Raw genomic sequence first — 18,368 nt, forward strand, 5'->3', positions numbered from 1 at the left:
CGGACGCGCCTGCGCCGAATACTCGCCGTCCAACCCCCAAAGGAGACTGATATGACGGACCTTCACAACAGCTATGCCAATGCCCGCGACAAGAGCATCGACCTCGACGTCACCCCCGTGACCGGCACGATCGGCGCGATCGTGAACGGCGTCCAGCTATCGGGCGACCTGCCCGCGGCGACGGTGCAGGCGATCCAGGCGGCGCTCGTGCGGCATAAGGTGCTCTTCTTCCGCGACCAGCAGCATCTGACCGATCAGGACCATGAGGATTTCGCAGGCCTGCTCGGCGATCCGGTCGCGCACCCGACGGTGCCGGTTGCCGAGGGATCGCGCTACCTGCTCGAACTCGACAGCAAGGAAGGCTATGCCGCGTCGAGCTGGCACACCGACGTGACCTTTGTCGATGCCTATCCCAAGGCATCGATCCTGCGCGCGCTGACGATCCCCGAAGCGGGCGGCGACACGCAATGGGCAAATGGCGAGACCGCGTATGAGGGGCTGCCCGAAGTGCTGCGTCAACTCGTCAACAATCTGTGGGCGACGCACACCAACCTCTATGATTACGCCTCTATCCTGCAATCGGCGCCCGACGGCGAAAGCGCGGCAAAGCGGATCAAGGAACATCGCAATGTCTTCGCCTCGACCGTTTATGAAACCGAGCATCCGGTTGTTCGCGTCCATCCGGTCAGCGGGCAGCGCAGTCTGTTGCTCGGCCACTTCGTCAAGCAGTTCGTCGGGCTGAACGCGGCCGACAGCGCGCGGCTGTTCCAGACGCTGCAGGATCATATCACCAAGCCCGAAAATGTCGTGCGCTGGCGCTGGCGCGAGGGTGACGTCGCCATCTGGGACAATCAGGCGACCCAGCACCGCGCGACTGCCGATTTCGGTTTGCAGCGCCGGACGCTCCGCCGCGCGACGATTTCGGGCGAGGTGCCGGTCGGCATCGACGGGCGCCGCAGCCGCACCGTCCGCAAGGAAAAGGCGGTTCAGTACGAACCCGCCTGACGAAATCGGCCGGCGCTTTTGGTTCTCCCTTTCCTTCCTGTGACTGCGTCGGCCCTGTCTGCGGCGCGCCCCGGTTCCATTCGCCCGGGCGCGCCGACCTTTTATGTTCGAAAGCCCATCCGATGACCCATGGTTCGCGTTTCGCCCGCTTCCTCCTTACCGCGCTGATCGGCGCTGCCGCGACTATCGGGCCGGTGCAGGCGAAGGAGCGACGTCCGAACCTGCTCGTCATCGTCGCCGACGATCTCGGCTACTCGGACCTTGGCGCGTTCGGGGGCGAGATACGTACGCCGAACCTCGACAAGCTGGCGCTGAACGGCATCCGGCTTGCCGGCTTCCATACCGCGCCGACCTGTTCGCCGACGCGTTCGATGCTGCTGTCCGGGACCGACAATCATCGCGCCGGACTCGGCACGATGGCGGAGATGATCCGCCCGAACCAGCAAGGCAAGCCGGGCTATGAGGGCTATTTGCGCAGCGATGTCGCGACGCTTGCCGAGCGGCTCGGCGCCAGCGGCTATCGCACTTTGTTGTCGGGGAAATGGCACCTCGGCCTGACGCCCGAGCAGGATCCGCACGCGCGCGGTTTCGAGCGCAGCTTTGCGTTGCTGCAGGGTGGGCACAATCATTATGGCACCGACATCAAGCCCGAAGTTAGCCCCGGGACGCGCGGGATCGCGACCTATCGCGAAAATGGCAAGATCGTCGCGCGTTTGCCGTCGGACTTTTATTCGAGCGACTATTTCGCGACCCGGCTGATCGACTTTCTCGGCGAGCGGCCAGCTAGGGGGAAAAGCGAGCGGCCGCTCTTCGCCTATCTCGCCTTCACCGCGCCGCACTGGCCGCTACAGGCGCCGGCCGAGGACATCGCGCGCTACAAGGGGCGCTATGATGCGGGCTTCGACATATTGCGCGAGCGGCGGCTGGCGCGGCAGCGCGAACTCGGCATATTTGGTCCCGACGTTGCCGCGCACACGCCGCGCAACCGCGACGGTAGCTGGGATAGCTTGACCGCCGATCAGCAGCGGCTCGCCGCGCGCAACATGGAAATCTATGCCGCGATGGTCGACCGGCTCGACCAGAATGTCGGGCGCGTGATCGAAACGCTGCGCGCGTCGGGCGAACTCGACAACACCGTCATCGTCTTTCTCGCCGACAATGGCGCCGAGGCGCTCGACGTCGAAACGACCGGGGCGCAGATGCTGGCGAGCTCGCTCAAGGGCGCCGACAACAGCTTTGCCAATCGCGGCGCTGCGTCCTCCTATCTGACCTATGGCGCGGGCTGGGCCCAGGCGGCGACCGCGCCGTCGTGGCTGACCAAGGGCTATCAGAGCGAAGGCGGCACGCGCGCGGTCGCGTTCATCAGCGGCGCGGGCATTGCGGCGCGACAGAGCGCCGAGACGCAATATCTCTCGGTCGCCGACATAGCGCCGACCCTGCTCGATCTTGCGGGCGCCGATGCCAAGGCGACGCAAGTCGCGGGGCGGGTCGTGCGTCCGATCACCGGCCGGTCGTGGGCTGCCTGGCTCAAGAATTCCGGTGCGCGGGTCTATGGCGCTAATGATGGCGTGGGTGCGGAGCTGTTCGGCTCGCGTGCCTATCGCCGCGGCGACTGGAAGCTCACCGACATCGGCGACGGCATCTGGCGGCTGTTCGACATCGCGCGCGATCCTGGCGAGACACGCGACCTGTCGCTGGCGCACCCTGATCGTAAGGCAGAGCTTGCTGCGGCGTGGGATCGTTATGCGCAGGATGTCGGCGTGATCCTGCCCGACGCCATTCCCTATCGGCCATAGGTCGCGCATATCATGCGCTTTGGCGCGTTAGGGCTTGTCAATCAGATTAGTTGAGTTACTTTCGCCGTTCCGGGACGTATTTCCGAATCGAACGACCGAAAGGACTGCTCATGGCCACGCAGCTCAACACCCCCGACCTGTTCGAAACCGCGCGATCGCTCGGCGTGTCGATTTCGCCTTCGACCCCGACGATCGGCGCAGAGATCAGCGGGCTCGACCTCGACCGACCGCTCTCCTCCGAAGAGGCCGACCTGCTTCGCGCCGCGTGGCTGCGCTTCAAGGTCATCTTCTTTCGCGATCAGAATATCAGCCACGAAAGCCACGTCCGCCTTGGCGAATTGTTCGGCGATCTCGAAGGTCATCCGGTGATCCCCTCGGTCGAAGGCTATCCCGAAATCCTCAAGATCGAGGGCGTTGAGGGCGTCCAGCTCACCGCCGAGACGCTTGCACCCTTCCAGGCGTATAACAAATGGCACACCGACGTGACCTTCCGCGAGCGGCCTTCGATCGCGTCGATCCTGCGCGCGCGACACCTGCCGCCGCTTGGCGGCGATACGATGTGGGCCGACACCGTCGCCGCCTACGCCGGGCTGCCGCAGCCCGTGAAGGACCGCATCGAGGGACTCCAGGCCGAACATGACATCGTCCGCAGCTTTGGCGGCCGTGTCACCGAGGAAAAAAGGGCGCAACTCGCGCGCGATTTCCCGCCGGTGCGCCACCCGGTGGTGCGCTCGCACCCAGAAACGGGCGAGAAGATCCTCTACGTCAATTACACCTTCACCAGCCGCATCATCGGGGTGAGCGAGGAAGAGAGCGACAGCCTGCTCCGCCTGCTGTTCGACCGGATCAAGGTGCCCGAATATCAGGTGCGCTTCCGCTGGACCCCGAATGCGATCGGCATCTGGGACAATCGATCGACCCAGCATTATGCGGTCGGCGATTACTGGCCCGAATATCGCGCACTCGAACGTGTGACTGTCTCCGGCGATGTGGTAACATCATGAGGATGATCGAAGCGCAGCTTCATTCTCCGCGTCCGCGCTTCCGCACCGCGACCCGCGTCGCGATCGTCGGCGCGGGCTTCTCGGGGACGTTGCTTGCGATCAACCTGCTCGAACAGCCCGACGTCGAAGTGTTGCTGATCGAGCGCGACCGGCACCGCATGGGCGCCGGGGTCGCCTATAGCAGCACCGAAACCTCGCATCTGCTCAACGTCCGCGCGGGCAATATGAGCGCCTTTGCCGACCGTCCCGACCATTTCTGCGATTGGCTGGCGGCGCGCGGGCTCGGCTGCGAGGCGGCATTCGTGACGCGTGCAACCTATGGCCGCTATCTGCGCGAAACGCTGCGCGCGGCGATGGAGAAATATGGCCGGCGACTGAAGCTCGTCGATGACGAGGTGCTCGATATCGAGGAGAAGCGCGGGCAAGTCACGCTGGGGCTCGTCAACGGCGGGCTGATCGAAGCCGACCGCGCGGTGCTCGCGATCGGCAATCTGCCGCCGCACGACCCGCCCGCGATCGAGGGCGCGCATCTGCCGTCGCATCGCTACATCGGCGATCCGTGGGCCAGCGCTTTCGAGGATGGGCTCGACAAACAGGCGCCGGTGCTTGTCGTGGGCACCGGGCTCACTGCGATCGACGTCATCCTCCGTCTCGTTTCGCACGGGCATGAAGGGCCGATCACTGCGCTGTCGCGGCGCGGCCTGCGCCCGCATCGCCATATCGACGGCCTGCCGCGCCCCAAGCCGGTGCTGGCCAAGCCTGCGCCCGATCTTTCCGAACTGGTGGGCTGGGCGCGCGACGAGGCGAAGGATCGCGACTGGCGACTGGTCGTCGATTCGATCCGTCCGATCACACAGATGATGTGGTCCGCCGCCGATGCGGAGAAGCGCGCGCGCTTTCTGCGCCACCTTCGCCCTTTTTGGGATGTTCATCGCCACCGGCTCGCACCCGAGGTCGCCGACCGGATCGATGCGCTGATCGCGTCGGGGCAGCTCCATTTCCGCGCGGGCAAGATCGCGCAAGTCGCGGTCGAATCCGACGCGCTGGCCGTCGCTTGGCTGCCGCGCGGTGAGGCGGAACCGGTAACGACGCGCGCCGCGCGGGTGATCAACTGCACCGGTCCGCAAGGCGATCTTCTGCGTTCGTCGGACCCGCTGGTGAAGCGCCTGCTCGGTGCGCGGCGTATCCGCCCCGATGCGCTCCGCCTGGGGCTCGATATCGACCGCGACGGGCATATCGTCGATGCATCGGGGCGTTCGTCGGAGCATATTCTCGCAATCGGCCCGATGACGCGCGGCGATTTGTGGGAAGTCGTCGCGGTGCCCGATATCCGCAACCAGGTCAGCGCGCTCGCGCGCCGTCTCGTCAACGCGCACTGGACCGGCGGCGAAGGGCTTTAGGCCTCGCCCTCTCCGAAAAAACTTTCTCTCCTGCATCCAATGGCAGCCATCGTGCCGTCCAGTTCATGACCGGCCTTCGCCAGTCCGGGCGGCGGCGCCCCCGCGGTGTTGATATGTGCTCCCCGGTGCAGGTCATCCCCGCCTTGCCGGGAGCCGTCGCCTGTGGTTTCACCATGCCATAGCGGCATGAAGGAGAGAGATTTCGATGGACCTGATGATCACGACGGCCGCTGTCGCCACCGCCGCGCCCGCAGCGGCGGCGCCTGCGGCAACGGTGACGGTTCCCGTTACCGGGGCGCAATCGATCAGCCCGGCCGACGTCGCTGCCTATATCGACCCGCGTGACATAGCGTCGTTCCTGCCGCCGCCGCCTCCAACCACCGAATTGGTCGCAATCAGCAACAATTTCTTCGGCTGGCTCGAAAATATCACGATGGTCGCGTTGTTCGTCGTCGGCTTTTTCCTGCTCGCACGGTTGCTCCATGCATGGATGCTGCATCGCTCGATCCGCCGTGCGCTCGACGCGAAATCGGACGCGGTCAGCCCGCTGATCGACAAGCTCAACAAGCCCTATGAACATCTGGGTTGGCAGAGCGGCAGAGAAAACACCAACGGCGGAGACGACCGCAACGCGCTCGTGTTGCTGGCCATCGGCCTTGCGATGGCCGGTTTCGGGCTGATCCAGGGGCATGAGCAGTTGATCCGGACCTCGGCCGGCGCTGCGCTTTTCCCCATATTCGTCGGCATCGCGCTCCTTGTCCGTCGCCGCCTTGCGCGCGCCGCGGCTGCCGAGGAGCGCACCGCTGCGTGATGAGGGATGCGCCGAAGAAGATTGGGCCCTCAACCAGCGTGTCGTCGGGGGAGATCGCGCAGCTTTTCAGCTCCTCGTGCTGCGGCACGAAGGGCGATTGCGTGCCTTTCTGTCCCGCGCTGCCGGATGCGACGCCGACGATCTGGCGCAGGAAGCTTTCGTGCGCGCCTGGCAACGCGCGGGCGAATATCGGGGGCAGGGGAGCTACGCGGCCTGGATCATGGGGATCGGCTGGCGGCTATTCCTCGACCAACGGCGGACCACGCGGCGGCGCGATGCGTTGGCGGCGGGCGAGGAGGGGGCGACTGCGACCGACCCGCGCCCGGCGAGTGATGCGGCGATCGACGCCGACCGGCTGCTCGGGGCGTTGTCTCCACAGGAACGAGCCGCGCTCACCTTATGCTTTGGCCATGGCTGGTCGCACGGCGAGGCGGCCACGATCATGGGTTTGCCATTGGGGACGCTCAAATCGCTCGTCTTGCGCGGGCGCGCAAAGGCGCAGAAGATGATCGGCGAAGGAACGGACGCATGACGAGCCCGAACGATCAGAACATCGACGCGATGCTCGCTGCGCTGCTGGCGCCATCCGCGCGGCCGGGCGATCGCGGCTTTGCGATCGGCGTCGAGCGCGCGATCGACGCGCAGGCCGCCTATGCGCGGGCGCGCCGGCGCTTCTGGCGAAGCTTCGCGTTCGAGGCGCTTGCGATCGGTGCGCTGCTTGCAGCGCTGTGGCTGCTGTCGTCGGCGCCGATGCTCGCCCCGCTCGTCGGTAGCACCCAGTGGGGCCTCGCGCCGCCTCTGCTGCTCATCCTTCTGCTTTGGTTCGGGACACAGCGCTGGCGCCAGACCTGACTAGCGCCAGCCGCCCGATCAGGCGTCGCTGTCTTCGGCTTCGCTCGCGAGCGGCGCGTCCGAACGCGGCTTGCGTCCGCGCGGTGCCGCCGCGATCGCGGGCTGCGCGACGGGATCGAGCGCCGCAGCGCCCTTGACCAAGGCATCGAGCGATCCGCCGTCGAAGCCGAGTTCTTTCATCAGGCTATCGATCACCGGCGCCTGCGCGCGATAAGCGAGCGCCGCCGACACCGCATTGCTGGCGAGGTTGCCGCCATCGCCGTTCGCGCCGTTGGTCGAGGCACCGCCGCCGCTCTGGTTGATCCCGTCGACCTGGATGATCTTGATCGAATCGATCGCTTCCATCGGCTTCGCGGCTTCGCGCACGACCTCGGGCAGCACCTTGAGCAGCGCCATCTTGGTCTGGAGCGAAATCTGGTTCGACGACAGAAGGTTCGCCGCCTCGTTGATTGCGCGTTGGCCCGCGGCCTCGACCTCGAAACGGATGCGCGCGGCCTCGGCGCGCAGCTTTTCGGCTTCGGCCTGGCCTTCGGCTTCGAGGCGGAGAGCCGCGGCACGGTTCACTGCAGCTTCCTTTTCGGCCTCGGCCTCGACCTTGACCGAAATCGCCTGCCGTTCGGCTTCCTTGGCGGCCTCAATCAATTCGATGCGCTTCGAACGCTCGGCCACCTCGGTTTCGCGCGCGGTGGCAACCTGTTCCTCAGCAGCAACCGCGATGGCGCGCGCGGCGTCGGCTTCGCCGCGCGCCTGACTTTCCTCGCGGCTCTTGTTCTGGATCAGGATCTGCTGTTCCTGCCGGGCGAGTTCGATGGCCTGTTCCTGCGCGATGCGCGCTTCCTCGATCGCGCGGTCCGCCTCGATCTGCTTGGCGTCGACGAGTTGCTTCGCCTGAATGCGCGCATTGTCGGCCTCTTGATTGCGCTGCGCCTGTTCGCGCGCAATTTCGGCCGCCTGCGCCGCGCGGCGCATCTCGACCTCGCGTTCCTGTTCGAGACGAGCGAACTCGTTGTCGCGCGAAATTTCGAAGCTGCGCTTGTCGGCCTCCAAATTCTTCGTCTCGATCTGGACGCGGGTGTCCTGTTCGATGTCGTTGCGCGCCTTCTTGCGCAGCTCGATCTGCTCCGTCAGCTTGGTCAGACCCTCGGCGTCGAAGGCGTTGTTGGCGTTGAAATGCTCGATCGACGTCTGATCGAGCCCGGTCAGCGACACAGATTCGAGTTCAAGACCGTTCATCGACAGGTCGTTCGAGCTGACCTGCTGCACCTTTTGGACGAAATCGGCGCGCTGTTCGTGAAGTTGGTTCATCGTCATGCCCGCAGCGACCGAACGCAGCGCGTCGACGAACTTGCCTTCGACCAGATCCTTGAGCGCCTCGGGGTTCATCGTGCGGAGGCCCAGCGTCTGCGCGGCCATCGCGATCGAGCCGGCGTCAGGCCGGACGCGCACGTAGAATTCGGCCTTCACGTCAATGCGCAGGCGGTCGAGCGTGATCAGCGCGTCGACATTCTTGCGCTCGACCGCAAGCCGCACGGTGTTCATGTTCACCGGCATCGTTTCGTGGAGCACGGGGAGGACGAGCGCGCCGCCGTTCATGATCACGCGCTCGCCGCGAAATCCGGTGCGGACAAACGCAATTTCCTTGGTCGCGCGATGATAAAGCCGCGTGACAATCAATCCCAATATCAGGAGCGCGGCAAGCCCGATGCCGGCGTAAATAGCAATTTCAATCATGGACCACCCGTTGCTGTCGATTCGTGCCTCCGTGATTGGAAGCCCCCGCACGGATATTAGAGTCAGTCGAGCCGCGGTAAATAGAAATCGCCTCGGGTAAAGCCTTTGAATATATCGCCTTCGCGCTTTACGAGCAGCACGCTCTCGCCGGTCTGGAAAACCTGATCGGCGCTGTCGGGCTCGACCATGATCTGGTGCGGCTGTCCGTGTGGATCGGTGACGCGCGCGCGCGCAGGATGCCCGACGCGGGCGGTTCCGATGCTGATCTCGGCATAGAGCCCGACCAAATCGTCGCGTTCGATCGCCGTGGTTTCGAGACCGGGAAGAATGCGCGCGACAAGGCGCGCCGCGCCGCCGGCGACGGGGAGCGCAGCGACGGCGGTCAGGGGTACCATCAGCAGGTTGGTCCCCGGTCCCCCGGTTAGCGCGGTCATCAGTTGTTGCAGCCCAAGCCCGAGTGCACCGAAGAGTGCGAGAAAGATTACCAGCCACATCAGGAACGGCACGCGGCCAATCCCGGCCCAGGCGAGTAGCGTATCTGCAAAGCCGATGTCGCCGTCGGTATCGCCGTGCATGTCGGCGTCGATATCACCCGCGAGCCCGATCGCCTGCACGACGCCTATCAACAGCATCAGCAAAAGCGCCGAACTGAAGACGATATTTTCGGGTGCAAGAAACTGGTCGAACATCAGTGTCTATGTGACCGTGCGTGCTCCACTTGGCAAGCGGTGCCGCGGACGGTTTTACGCCGGGTCTTCGCCCTCAAGTCCCTGATATTTGAGCTGGAGATAGCGTTCGCGCGTTGCGAGTTTGTCGAGTTCGCCCGCGGCAAGACTGCGCGCGGCATGGCCGATCTCGCTTTCGAGCGTCTTGAGCCCGCCGACGAGCGTTTCGTCGGGAGTTCGGCCCGCATGCGCTTCGGTGCGAAGGCCGGCGGGGATGCGCTGATAACCAGCAACGAGTTCTGGCAGATCCTCGCCGACGAGCTTGCGGATATTCGCCGCGGCGGGGCTCGATGCGTCGAGCGTCTGGAGTTGCGGCGCGAGCAGATCGAGCTGGACGCCGATACCGTCGACGAGCTGGCGTGCGGGAGCGGGGAGCGCGGGGCGCTGCGCCTCAAGCCAGATTTCGGTGCGGCCCGCAAGCTGCTTGAGGTCGGTCTTGGGAAGGTCAGCCTGGCGCGGTTCGGGGAAGGGCGAGCGGCCGAACAGCACCGCGACGCCGATCAGGAGGATGAACAGCGCGAGCAGCCCGGTGAAGCCGAGCGGCTGGATCAGCGCGCCGAACACCGCCGCCCCGATCAGCACGATCCCGCCGGCGATCAGCACACGGCCCAGTTTTTTGTAGAGATGCTGGCGGCGCAGCGCGACGCTCTTGGTTCCGATCGGACGGCGGCGTTCGCGCGACCGTTCGATCGCCGAAGCGGCCGAAATGCGGATCTTGTCGACTTCGCTCATGCTCATCTTTTGCCTTAGCCTTCGAGCGCGGCGAGCGGACTGTCGGCGCCGCCGACGCTGGCCTGCGCCTGGCTCGCGCCCTCGGCACGCGCGATATAGCCCTTCGACTTTGCGACTTCGCCCTCGAGCGTGGTGACAGTCGTCTTCATGCTGTCGAGCGCCTTCAGCTTGAAGGTGTCGATCGCGTCCATAGTGTCATAGATGTTCTGAAAAGCGCGCTGCAGCGTTTCCATCGGGATCGTGCTCGACGCCGCCTGTTCGTGGATGCGCGCGGTATTGTCCTTGAGCATCTTCGACGTGCCGTCGATGATGTTCGCGGTGGTGGTGTTCAACGCGGTGATCTGTTCGAGCACCAGTTTCTGGTTCGTCATCGCCTGCGCGACGGTAATCGCGGTTTTCAGTGCGCCGACGGTGGTGGTCGAGGCGCGGTCGACGCCCTTCACCAGCTCGACGTTGTTCTTTTTCACAAGGTCGAGCGCGAGATAGCCCTGCACCGTCACCGCCATCTGCGTCAGCAAATCCTGCGTCCGTTGGCGCGCGTAGAAAAGCGCATTCTCGCGCAGCACCTTCGCCTTCGCGGGGTCGACGCCGTCGAGTTCGTTTGCCTTGGCTTCGAGCTTCTCGTCGAGCGTCTGGGCGATGTGGACCATCTGTTCCAGCTTGCCCATCGACTCCCACATCTTGCGGCGCTCGACGTCGATCGCTGCATTGTCCATCAGCAACTCGTCCTTGCCATTGGCAAGCGCGGTCAGGATTCCGCCGATATGTGTCTGTGCGCTGCGATATTGCGCGAAATAATTGTTGATCTTGCCGCCGAAGATTTTGTCAAGAAAACCGCGCTTCGAGATCAGCTTGCCGTTCGCCGACGGGTCGAGCCGCTCCACCGTCGTGCGCAGTTCGATAAGGTTCTGGCCGATGTCGGTGTCGCGGTCCATTGCGCGGATCGGCCTGTCGAGGAAGCGGTTCGAATGGCTCGCCGCTTCCAGCATTTCCTTGCGGCCCATGTTGGTGATCTGGTCGACCTTCTGGCCGAAGGCAGGTGAATTGACGTCCTGCGCGACAAGATCGTCGATGAAACCATCAACGCGTTCGCCGAGCTTCGACTTCTGGTCGGTCGACAGCGGGACAAGGCCGGCGGCCTTTTCTGGGGCGACCGTCGGGACGGGATCGGGCGGAGTCAGTTTCAGCTCGTCGGTAACGGTCGCGGTCGCCGTCGCACTCTCTTCGCTCATTCGTCTTCCTTCCAGCCCCAAGCCAATGCCTATATGGCATGCGCATCTGTGTTATTCAAGCACCACACCTTGTCCCGGCCGCAGCAATGGCGCGATCCACGCGGACAGGATCAGTTGCGCCATGTGATAGACGAGGATCGGAACAAGCACCATGCCGGCGATGGCCGGTGGGAAAAGCGTCGCGGCAAGCGGAGCGCCGACTGCGATGCTTTTTTGCGCGCCTGAAAATAGCAGCGTGATCCGGTCGGCGCGCGCGAGCTTCAGCAGTCCGCCGAGTGCCCAAGCACCGCCGAAGGAGAAGGCGAGCAGCGCTGCGACGGCTGCGAACACGATGGCAATCTCGCGCCCGTCGAGCAGGTTCCATATCCCCGCCACCACTGCCGCCGAAAAGGCGACATATACGGCGATGGCAATGGCGGTGCGATCCATGAAGGTGGCGAGGCCGCGATGCGCGAGCACCCATGGACGCAGCCAGCGCTGGACGAGCTGTCCCGCGACGAAGGGCAGGAGCAGGATCGACACGATACGAAGCACCGCCTCGCCATGGATCTCGCCTTCTGCTCCTGCGAGCAGCGCAAAGAGCAGCGGCGACAGAGCGACCCCGCTGAGATTGAGCAGCGCCGCCGCGACAACGCTCGCCGCGACATTGCCCCCCGCAAGGCTCGATGCGGCGGTTGCCGACTGGACGGTCGAAGGCAGGATGCCGAGGAAGAGAAAGCCGAGCGCGAGCGTGGCGGGGAGCAGCGGCGCGGTTGCCGCCTGCGCCGCGAGGCCGAGCAGCCCCATGAAGCCGAAGCAGAAAGTAAGCGCGCTGCCCTGCAGCTTCCAGTTTCGGATGCCGTGCAGCACTTCGTCGCGCGGCAGGCGCACGCCGTTCAGGAAGAAAAGGAAGATGATCGCCGCGGTCGACAGCCCGCTCGCGATCGGCACCGCCGCGCCGTGCACCGGCAGCAGGCTCGCGAGCAGAATCGTCGCAAACAATATGGGAACGAAGCGGTCGGGGAAGATGCGGGACAGCATTGCGATCAGCGATGGCGGGACGACGCGCGCTTGGCAAGGGCGCGCGACACGATAGAGAGGCCGCATGACCCGTATCCTGATCCTCGCCGCGCTGCCCGAAGAGGGTGATGCGCTGTTTCCCGGCACCGGCGACCGTGTTGGCGGACTGTTCGCCGAACGGCGGCGGGTCGTTGCCGGACACGATGTCACCATCGCGACCTGTGGGCTTGGCAAGGTCAACGCCGCGCTGTGTGTGGGGGGGCTGGCGAGCGATGCCGATATGCTGCTGATGACCGGCACCTGCGGGTCGCTCGGTGCGGCGCCGGGCGCCTACTGGATCGCGGAGGCGTTGCAGCATGACTATGGCGCCAGCCAGCCTGGCCTCTTCCGTCGCTACCGCGCGGGCGAATGGCCGATCGGCGAGGCGGGCGAGGCGCATTTTTCGGCGATGGCCGATCCGGGGCTCGGTCTGCCGCACGCGCGGATCGCGAGCGGCGACAGCTTCGTCGCTTGCCCCGATGCCGCGGCGGATCTCGCCAGCCTGGGCGCGACGCTCGTGGACATGGAAGTCGGCGCGGTGGCGCAGATCGCGGCACGGCTGGGCAAGCCCTGGGCAGCGATCAAGGCGGTAACCGACGAAGCGAACGATGACAGCGCGGGCGATTTTCACGCTAATCTCGTCCGCGCGGCGGAGGCCGCGGCGCGCGAGGTCGAGCGGTTGATCGCAATGATCTGAACCGTTCCGCACACACCGCGCTTGTGATACGCTGGCGCCGCAACGACCGAGGGAGAGACTCGCGATGCGCTACCGGTCTTCGTTCGCCACACTCGCCGCCTGTGCGGTTTTTATTGCGCCGATCGCCTTCGCGGCCGGCAGCGGCGGAGGCGGAAGCGGCGCTCCGCCGAGCCAGAGCAGTTACGACCCGACGGTCGATTATCAGAAGGGCGCCGACGCCTACGCCTCGGGCAAATATGACGAGGCAGCGAAAGCATTCAAAAAGGTCGTGTCGGCGGTGCCGAAGAACCCGCAGGCTAATTATCTGCTCGGCGCGAGCTATATGGCGCAGGGCGATTTTTCGCGCGCGGTGAAGCCGCTCGAAACCGCGCTGCGTTATGACGACAAGATGATCGACGCGCGCCGCGATCTCGGCATCGCGCAGGCAAAGCTCGGCAAGGCCGAAAAAGCCGACGAGCAGCTCGGTGCGCTGAAAGCCATGCAGGAAGGCTGCGCGGCCACGTGTGCCGATTCGGCGAAGCTCACTGACGCGATCGCCAAACTGGAGGCGGCCGTCGCCGCGGGGCCGCAGGCGCAAAATGCGGTCGAGCCGGAGGTGCGGCTGGCTTCGGCCGCAACGCTCGACGCGACCTATGTTGCCGCCGTCAGCCTGATCAATGAGCATCATTATGAAGCCGCGATCGCGAAGCTCGATACGGCGCTGTGGGCAGCGGGGCCGCACCCCGATGTGCTCACCTATCTGGGCTTCGCGAACAGGAAGCTGAAACGCTATGACGCGGCGGAAACCTATTATCGCGAAGCGCTTGCCATCGCGCCATCGCATCGCGGTGCGCTCGAATATTATGGCGAGTTGAAGCTCGAACGTGGCGACATCGCGGGGGCGAGGGCGCATCTCGCCAAGCTCGAGAGCATCTGCGGCTTCGGCTGCCACGAGGTCGACGAGCTCCGCCGCTGGATCGCGGAGGGGCGGTCATCCGTCAGCTGATCGCGCTCGCCGCGCTGGTCCTGTGTCTCGGCGCGACGCGCGCCGATCCACTGCCCGCGTTCGAGCAATTGCGTTGGACAGAGCCGGGCGCCGAATATTCGCTCCTGTCGAAACAGCCATCGGTGTGCCTTGCGGGCGAAGGACTGCGCGTTCGCAGCGGTCGCGCATTGTTCGCGGCACCGACGCTGCTCGGTGGGCAGGCAGCGAAGGCGGGGCTGAGCTGTGCGAGCTGCCACGTCAACGGCCGCGGCAATCCGCATTTCCTCCTCTTTGGCGTGTCGGCGGGCGCGGGGACCGCTGACGTTACGAACAGCTTTTTCAGCGCCGCGCGCGGCAACGGCCGCTTCGATCCGGTTGAAATCCCCGACCTCGCCATGCCTGGCAAGATATCGCGCGATGCGCAGGCCCGGGCGCTCGAACCCTTTATCCGCAATCTGATCGTCGAAGAATTCGGTGGCGAGGAGCCAACCCCCGCGATGCTCGATGCCCTCGCAACCTATGTTCGCGCGATCGGGCGATGCGATCCGGATAGCCCTATGGAGCGAAGCGTCGACGACCAGCTGCGCGCCATCGACGACGGCATGGCAAGCGCGGCGTTGATGCTCGATCGCGGCGATCATGCTGGTACTCTCCTGTCGATCGCTTCGATGCGACACCAGCTCGGCCTGATCGCCGAGCGCTATCCGGCGCGCCGCCTCGAACTCCTGTCGGCATCGCGCGCGTTGCAGGCGCTCGGCGACGGAGATGGAGGCCTGTCGGCTCTGCGGCGCTGGAAGGTCGGCTTCGACAAGGGACTGGTGCAGAAGCTGCGCCGGGGCGAAGGCCGGTCGCTATACGACGCGGCGCAGCTTCGCGAAGCGCTGGCGCGTCGATGAGGCGTTGGCTCGTCGTTAGCCTGATCGCGCTCGCGTTGACCTTCCTGCTGGCGACGCCAATCCGCCATAGCTTTCGCGTGACCGACGGCGATCTGTTCGCGGGCTGGGGCGCGGGAAAGGCGAAGCACGAGCTCGCCGCGATCGAGGCCTATCTCGCCCGCGAGGGCGTTGGCGAGGTGCTGCCGCTCGGCGACATATTGCGGAGCGACGCGCGCTGGCGCCGCTGTCCGAACGCGCAGCCTTTTGCGGTTCCGCCGCGGTCGATGTGGCCCGCGATGGTGCCGACGCTGCGCTATATCCGCGATGAAGTAGTTCCGGCCGTCGGGCCGGTGCGGGTGGTTTCGGGCTACCGCGATCCGGTTGCAAATCGCTGCTTCAGGGGTGCGAAGGCGAGCCGTCACCTCCGCTTCGCTGCGCTCGACCTGATGCCGGAGCGCAAGCTCGATCGGGCCGCTCTTATTGCAAAGCTCTGTCCGCTTCATGCGCGCACCGGCGCCGCAAAACGCGTCGGGCTCGGTATCTATGCCGCGACACGCTTTCATGTCGATACGTCGGGTTTCCGGCGTTGGGGCGCCGATTATCGCGCCATCTCGTCGCCCTGTGCCTGACATCGGGAATTTCGTGGCGGGCAATCATGTTGCGCCGCAGCACCACTTCTGTTAGGGGCGCGGCGTTTCGCGGCGCTCCGCGCGCTGCCCCCTTCCATCAAGGCTTTCTACGCATGTCTTTGCGCAATATTGCGATTATCGCACACGTCGACCATGGCAAGACGACTCTCGTCGACCAGCTGTTCCGCCAGTCGGGCACCTTTCGCGACAACCAGCGCGTCGAGGAGCGCGCGATGGACTCGAACGATCTCGAAAAGGAACGCGGGATCACCATCCTTGCGAAGTGTACCTCGGTCGAATGGGGCGAAGGTGCCGATCAGACGCGCATCAACATCGTCGACACCCCGGGCCACGCTGACTTCGGTGGTGAAGTCGAGCGCATTCTCAGCATGGTCGACGGCGTCATCCTGCTCGTCGACGCCGCCGAAGGCCCGATGCCGCAGACCAAGTTCGTGACCGGCAAGGCGCTGGCGCTCGGCCTGAAGCCGATCGTCGTCGTCAACAAGATCGACCGCAGCGACGCGCGCGCCGCCGAAGTGCTCGACGAAGTGTTCGAACTCTTCCTCGCGCTCGAAGCCAATGACGAACAGCTCGACTTCCCGATCCTTTATGCCTCGGGTCGCGGCGGCTATGCCTCCGAAAGCCCGGAAGCGCGCGAGGGCACGCTGGAGCCGCTGTTCAAGACGATCGTCAGCCATGTCCCGACCCCGGGCCTTGACGAAGACGCGCCTTTCACCTTCCTCGCGACCTTGCTCGACCGTGACAATTTCATCGGCCGCATCCTGACCGGTCGCGTCCAGTCGGGCACGGTGAAGGTCAACCAGCCGATCCACGCGCTCGACATGGACGGTAAGGTCATCGAAACCGGCCGTGCGTCGAAGCTGCTCGCGTTCCGCGGGCTCGACCGCGTTCCGGTCGAAGAAGCCAAGGCGGGCGACATCGTCGCGATCGCGGGCCTCGCGCAGGCGACCGTCGCCAACACGATCGCCGACACGAGCGTCAGCGAGCCGATCGCCGCGCAGCCGATCGATCCGCCGACGCTGTCGATGCGCTTTGCGGTGAACGACAGCCCGATGGCCGGCCGCGAAGGCAGCAAGGTCACGAGCCGCATGATCCGCGACCGCCTGCTGCGCGAAGCCGAAACCAATGTCGCGATCCGCATCACCGAGAGCGCCGACAAGGACAGCTTCGACGTTGCGGGCCGCGGTGAGCTTCAGCTTGGCGTGCTTATCGAAACGATGCGCCGCGAAGGCTTCGAACTCGGCATCAGCCGCCCGAAGGTCCTCTATGGCGAGGATGAGGCCGGCAAGCGCACCGAACCGTATGAAACGGTCGTCATCGACGTCGATGACGAGCATAGCGGCACGGTTGTCGAGAAGATGCAGATCCGCAAGGCCGACCTGACCGACATGCGTCCGTCGGGCGGCGGCAAGACGCGTATTACCTTCAGCGGCCCCTCGCGCGGCCTGATCGGTTATCATGGCGAATTCCTGTCCGACACGCGCGGCACCGGAATCATGAACCGCCTGTTCGAGAAATATGGCCCGCACAAGGGCCAGATCGAGGGCCGCAAGAATGGCGTCCTCATCTCGAACGGCAACGGTGAAGCTGTTGCCTATGCACTCGGCCCGCTCGAAGAGCGCGGCATCCTGTTCGTCTCGCCCGGCGAGGCGCTGTATGAGGGCATGATCATCGGCGAGAATGCGAAGCCCGACGACCTTGAGGTCAACCCGATGAAGTCGAAGCAGCTCACGAACTTCCGTTCGACGGGCAAGGACGACGCGATCCGCCTGACCCCGCCGCGCCGCATGACGCTGGAGCAGGCGATCGCCTATATCGACGACGACGAGATGGTCGAGGTGACGCCGAAGAATATCCGCATCCGCAAGGCGCTGCTCGATCCGCACGAGCGCAAGAAGGCGTCGCGCAAGAAGGAAGCGGCGTAAGAAACAGACCGGCGGCCCTATCGGCCGCCGGTTTTTCTTTGTTCGGCTCCATTTCCCGTTCGCACCGACGCGAGCGGTTACAATGGATTTGCCGCCATCCAGGAGGACGCAAGTTTGGGACGGCTGATCCTGTTCAACAAACCATATGGCGTCCTGTCGCAATTCACCGATCACGGCACGCCCGAGGCGCGCGCGACGCTGTCCGACTATATCGATGTCCCCGGCGCCTATCCGGCCGGGCGGCTCGACCGGGATAGCGAAGGCCTGCTGATCCTGACCGACGACGGAGCGTTGCAGGCGCGCATTTCATCGCCGAAGCACAAGATGCCGAAGACCTATTTGGTGCAGGTCGAGGGCGAACCCGATGCCGCCGCGCTAGAGGCGCTCAGCCGCGGCGTCACACTCAACGACGGCCCGACGCGCCCCGCGACCGTCCGCCGCATCGATCCGCCGACATTGTGGGATCGCGACCCGCCGGTGCGATACCGCAAGAGCGTGCCCGATTGCTGGATCGAACTGACGATTACCGAAGGTCGCAACCGCCAGGTCCGCCGCATGACTGCCGCAGTCGGTTTCCCCACGTTGCGGCTGGTCCGCTGGCGTATCGGGGAGTGGGAGATTGGGGATCTGGCGGTAGGGGCTTGGCGCGCGATTGGGTGAATGGCCCAGCCCAGCGGCCTTATGGGTGTAAGTGCGGCGGCGACCATCCGAGCTGCCAGATACTGAGCCTGCTGACGCCGGCCCGCTTCGTGGCTGCGGAGACAATCGAGAGGGTGCCGCGCGCTGCACAGACTCGGGCATTACCCTCTCGTCGCGCCGGATGCTTCGACGTCGCTGCGCGCCATGCCGGCAAGGGTGAACTGCCCTGATTTGCGTCGATTATGCCGATTATGGCCTTCAGAAAAATCGGAAATGAATTCACCAAGCACCT

Annotated in this window: 18 protein-coding genes; 13 read left to right on the plus strand and 5 right to left on the minus strand. The window is 65.1% G+C overall.

Annotation, left to right across the window (positions count from 1 at the left end; all coding sequences use genetic code 11):
- Positions 1-51: 51 nt before the first annotated feature.
- The 7 genes from KEC45_RS00090 (at position 52) to KEC45_RS00120 (ending at position 6,868) form a co-directional block, all read left to right on the plus strand.
- Complete coding sequence (locus KEC45_RS00090; RefSeq protein WP_062185347.1) at positions 52-1,005, plus strand: TauD/TfdA family dioxygenase; 954 nt, start codon at positions 52-54, stop codon at positions 1,003-1,005.
- 122 nt (positions 1,006-1,127) lie between these two features.
- Positions 1,128-2,801, plus strand: coding sequence for an arylsulfatase (locus tag KEC45_RS00095; protein ID WP_062185345.1), 1,674 nt, complete (start codon positions 1,128-1,130; stop codon positions 2,799-2,801).
- Between the two features lie 110 nt (positions 2,802-2,911).
- Positions 2,912-3,805 carry a TauD/TfdA family dioxygenase gene (locus tag KEC45_RS00100; RefSeq protein WP_062185343.1) on the plus strand — a complete coding sequence of 298 codons (894 nt, stop codon included), beginning with the start codon at positions 2,912-2,914 and terminating at the stop codon, positions 3,803-3,805.
- Positions 3,802-5,205 (plus strand): FAD/NAD(P)-binding protein, encoded by a 1,404-nt coding sequence (locus KEC45_RS00105; protein WP_238586760.1) that lies wholly within the window; start codon positions 3,802-3,804, stop codon positions 5,203-5,205. The genes KEC45_RS00100 and KEC45_RS00105 overlap by 4 nt, the downstream gene beginning before the upstream one ends.
- Positions 5,206-5,410: 205 nt before the next feature.
- Positions 5,411-6,016 carry a hypothetical protein gene (locus tag KEC45_RS00110; RefSeq protein WP_062185340.1) on the plus strand — a complete coding sequence of 202 codons (606 nt, stop codon included), beginning with the start codon at positions 5,411-5,413 and terminating at the stop codon, positions 6,014-6,016.
- Positions 6,017-6,113: 97 nt separating this feature from the next.
- Positions 6,114-6,548 (plus strand): RNA polymerase sigma factor, encoded by a 435-nt coding sequence (locus KEC45_RS00115; protein WP_193749207.1) that lies wholly within the window; start codon positions 6,114-6,116, stop codon positions 6,546-6,548.
- Positions 6,545-6,868 (plus strand): hypothetical protein, encoded by a 324-nt coding sequence (locus KEC45_RS00120; RefSeq protein ID WP_062185335.1) that lies wholly within the window; start codon positions 6,545-6,547, stop codon positions 6,866-6,868. The genes KEC45_RS00115 and KEC45_RS00120 overlap by 4 nt, the downstream gene beginning before the upstream one ends.
- Before the next feature lie 18 nt (positions 6,869-6,886).
- Here the strand turns inward: KEC45_RS00120 and KEC45_RS00125 are convergent, their stop codons facing one another.
- The 5 genes from KEC45_RS00125 to KEC45_RS00145 form a co-directional block, all read right to left on the minus strand.
- Entirely contained in the window at positions 6,887-8,599 is a 1,713-nt protein-coding gene (locus KEC45_RS00125) for a flotillin family protein (RefSeq protein ID WP_252171297.1), read from the minus strand.
- A gap of 62 nt (positions 8,600-8,661) precedes the next feature.
- Positions 8,662-9,288 carry a YqiJ family protein gene (locus KEC45_RS00130; RefSeq protein WP_062185329.1) on the minus strand — a complete coding sequence of 209 codons (627 nt, stop codon included), beginning with the start codon at positions 9,286-9,288 and terminating at the stop codon, positions 8,662-8,664.
- A 54-nt stretch (positions 9,289-9,342) separates the two neighbouring features.
- Positions 9,343-10,056 carry a hypothetical protein gene (locus KEC45_RS00135; RefSeq protein ID WP_252171298.1) on the minus strand — a complete coding sequence of 238 codons (714 nt, stop codon included), beginning with the start codon at positions 10,054-10,056 and terminating at the stop codon, positions 9,343-9,345.
- Positions 10,057-10,070: 14 nt separating this feature from the next.
- The gene (locus KEC45_RS00140) at positions 10,071-11,288 is read right to left on the minus strand and encodes a toxic anion resistance protein (protein WP_062185324.1); all 1,218 of its coding nucleotides are present in this window, start codon (positions 11,286-11,288) and stop codon (positions 10,071-10,073) included.
- Positions 11,289-11,339: 51 nt separating this feature from the next.
- Positions 11,340-12,374, minus strand: coding sequence for a bile acid:sodium symporter family protein (locus KEC45_RS00145; RefSeq protein WP_238586758.1), 1,035 nt, complete (start codon positions 12,372-12,374; stop codon positions 11,340-11,342).
- Here KEC45_RS00145 and KEC45_RS00150 point away from each other — a divergent pair.
- The 6 genes from KEC45_RS00150 to KEC45_RS00175 all read left to right on the plus strand — a co-directional run bounded on the left by KEC45_RS00150 (position 12,373) and on the right by KEC45_RS00175 (position 18,097).
- Positions 12,373-13,023 carry a 5'-methylthioadenosine/S-adenosylhomocysteine nucleosidase gene (locus tag KEC45_RS00150; RefSeq protein ID WP_062185322.1) on the plus strand — a complete coding sequence of 217 codons (651 nt, stop codon included), beginning with the start codon at positions 12,373-12,375 and terminating at the stop codon, positions 13,021-13,023. The two genes, KEC45_RS00145 and KEC45_RS00150, sit on opposite strands and share 2 nt — an antisense overlap.
- A gap of 64 nt (positions 13,024-13,087) precedes the next feature.
- On the plus strand, positions 13,088-14,008 hold the full coding sequence (locus KEC45_RS00155; protein ID WP_062185319.1) for a lipopolysaccharide assembly protein LapB: 921 nt from the start codon (positions 13,088-13,090) through the stop codon (positions 14,006-14,008).
- Between the two features lie 68 nt (positions 14,009-14,076).
- Entirely contained in the window at positions 14,077-14,883 is an 807-nt protein-coding gene (locus tag KEC45_RS00160; protein WP_062185316.1) for a hypothetical protein, read from the plus strand.
- Positions 14,880-15,491 carry a D-Ala-D-Ala carboxypeptidase family metallohydrolase gene (locus KEC45_RS00165; protein WP_062185313.1) on the plus strand — a complete coding sequence of 204 codons (612 nt, stop codon included), beginning with the start codon at positions 14,880-14,882 and terminating at the stop codon, positions 15,489-15,491. The genes KEC45_RS00160 and KEC45_RS00165 overlap by 4 nt, the downstream gene beginning before the upstream one ends.
- A gap of 113 nt (positions 15,492-15,604) precedes the next feature.
- On the plus strand, positions 15,605-17,437 hold the full coding sequence (gene typA / locus KEC45_RS00170; RefSeq protein ID WP_062185309.1) for a translational GTPase TypA: 1,833 nt from the start codon (positions 15,605-15,607) through the stop codon (positions 17,435-17,437).
- A 114-nt stretch (positions 17,438-17,551) separates the two neighbouring features.
- The gene (locus tag KEC45_RS00175; protein WP_252171299.1) at positions 17,552-18,097 is read left to right on the plus strand and encodes an rRNA large subunit pseudouridine synthase E; all 546 of its coding nucleotides are present in this window, start codon (positions 17,552-17,554) and stop codon (positions 18,095-18,097) included.
- Positions 18,098-18,368: the final 271 nt, after the last annotated feature.

The organism is Sphingopyxis sp. USTB-05 (genome assembly GCF_023822045.1).
Lineage (GTDB): Bacteria > Pseudomonadota > Alphaproteobacteria > Sphingomonadales > Sphingomonadaceae > Sphingopyxis.

What these genes read in the sequence shown, in the direction of transcription:
- KEC45_RS00140 (WP_062185324.1), bottom strand. Translation starts at nt 11,288, where the DNA reads ATGAGCGAAGAGAGTGCGACGGCGACCGCGACCGTTACCGACGAGCTG.
- KEC45_RS00095 (WP_062185345.1), top strand. Translation starts at nt 1,128, where the DNA reads ATGACCCATGGTTCGCGTTTCGCCCGCTTCCTCCTTACCGCGCTGATC.
- KEC45_RS00105 (WP_238586760.1), top strand. Translation starts at nt 3,802, where the DNA reads ATGAGGATGATCGAAGCGCAGCTTCATTCTCCGCGTCCGCGCTTCCGC.
- KEC45_RS00110 (WP_062185340.1), top strand. Translation starts at nt 5,411, where the DNA reads ATGGACCTGATGATCACGACGGCCGCTGTCGCCACCGCCGCGCCCGCA.
- KEC45_RS00130 (WP_062185329.1), bottom strand. Translation starts at nt 9,288, where the DNA reads ATGTTCGACCAGTTTCTTGCACCCGAAAATATCGTCTTCAGTTCGGCG.
- KEC45_RS00100 (WP_062185343.1), top strand. Translation starts at nt 2,912, where the DNA reads ATGGCCACGCAGCTCAACACCCCCGACCTGTTCGAAACCGCGCGATCG.
- KEC45_RS00150 (WP_062185322.1), top strand. Translation starts at nt 12,373, where the DNA reads ATGACCCGTATCCTGATCCTCGCCGCGCTGCCCGAAGAGGGTGATGCG.
- KEC45_RS00125 (WP_252171297.1), bottom strand. Translation starts at nt 8,599, where the DNA reads ATGATTGAAATTGCTATTTACGCCGGCATCGGGCTTGCCGCGCTCCTG.
- KEC45_RS00090 (WP_062185347.1), top strand. Translation starts at nt 52, where the DNA reads ATGACGGACCTTCACAACAGCTATGCCAATGCCCGCGACAAGAGCATC.
- KEC45_RS00145 (WP_238586758.1), bottom strand. Translation starts at nt 12,374, where the DNA reads ATGCGGCCTCTCTATCGTGTCGCGCGCCCTTGCCAAGCGCGCGTCGTC.
- KEC45_RS00120 (WP_062185335.1), top strand. Translation starts at nt 6,545, where the DNA reads ATGACGAGCCCGAACGATCAGAACATCGACGCGATGCTCGCTGCGCTG.
- KEC45_RS00155 (WP_062185319.1), top strand. Translation starts at nt 13,088, where the DNA reads ATGCGCTACCGGTCTTCGTTCGCCACACTCGCCGCCTGTGCGGTTTTT.
- KEC45_RS00165 (WP_062185313.1), top strand. Translation starts at nt 14,880, where the DNA reads ATGAGGCGTTGGCTCGTCGTTAGCCTGATCGCGCTCGCGTTGACCTTC.
- KEC45_RS00135 (WP_252171298.1), bottom strand. Translation starts at nt 10,056, where the DNA reads ATGAGCGAAGTCGACAAGATCCGCATTTCGGCCGCTTCGGCGATCGAA.
- typA (WP_062185309.1), top strand. Translation starts at nt 15,605, where the DNA reads ATGTCTTTGCGCAATATTGCGATTATCGCACACGTCGACCATGGCAAG.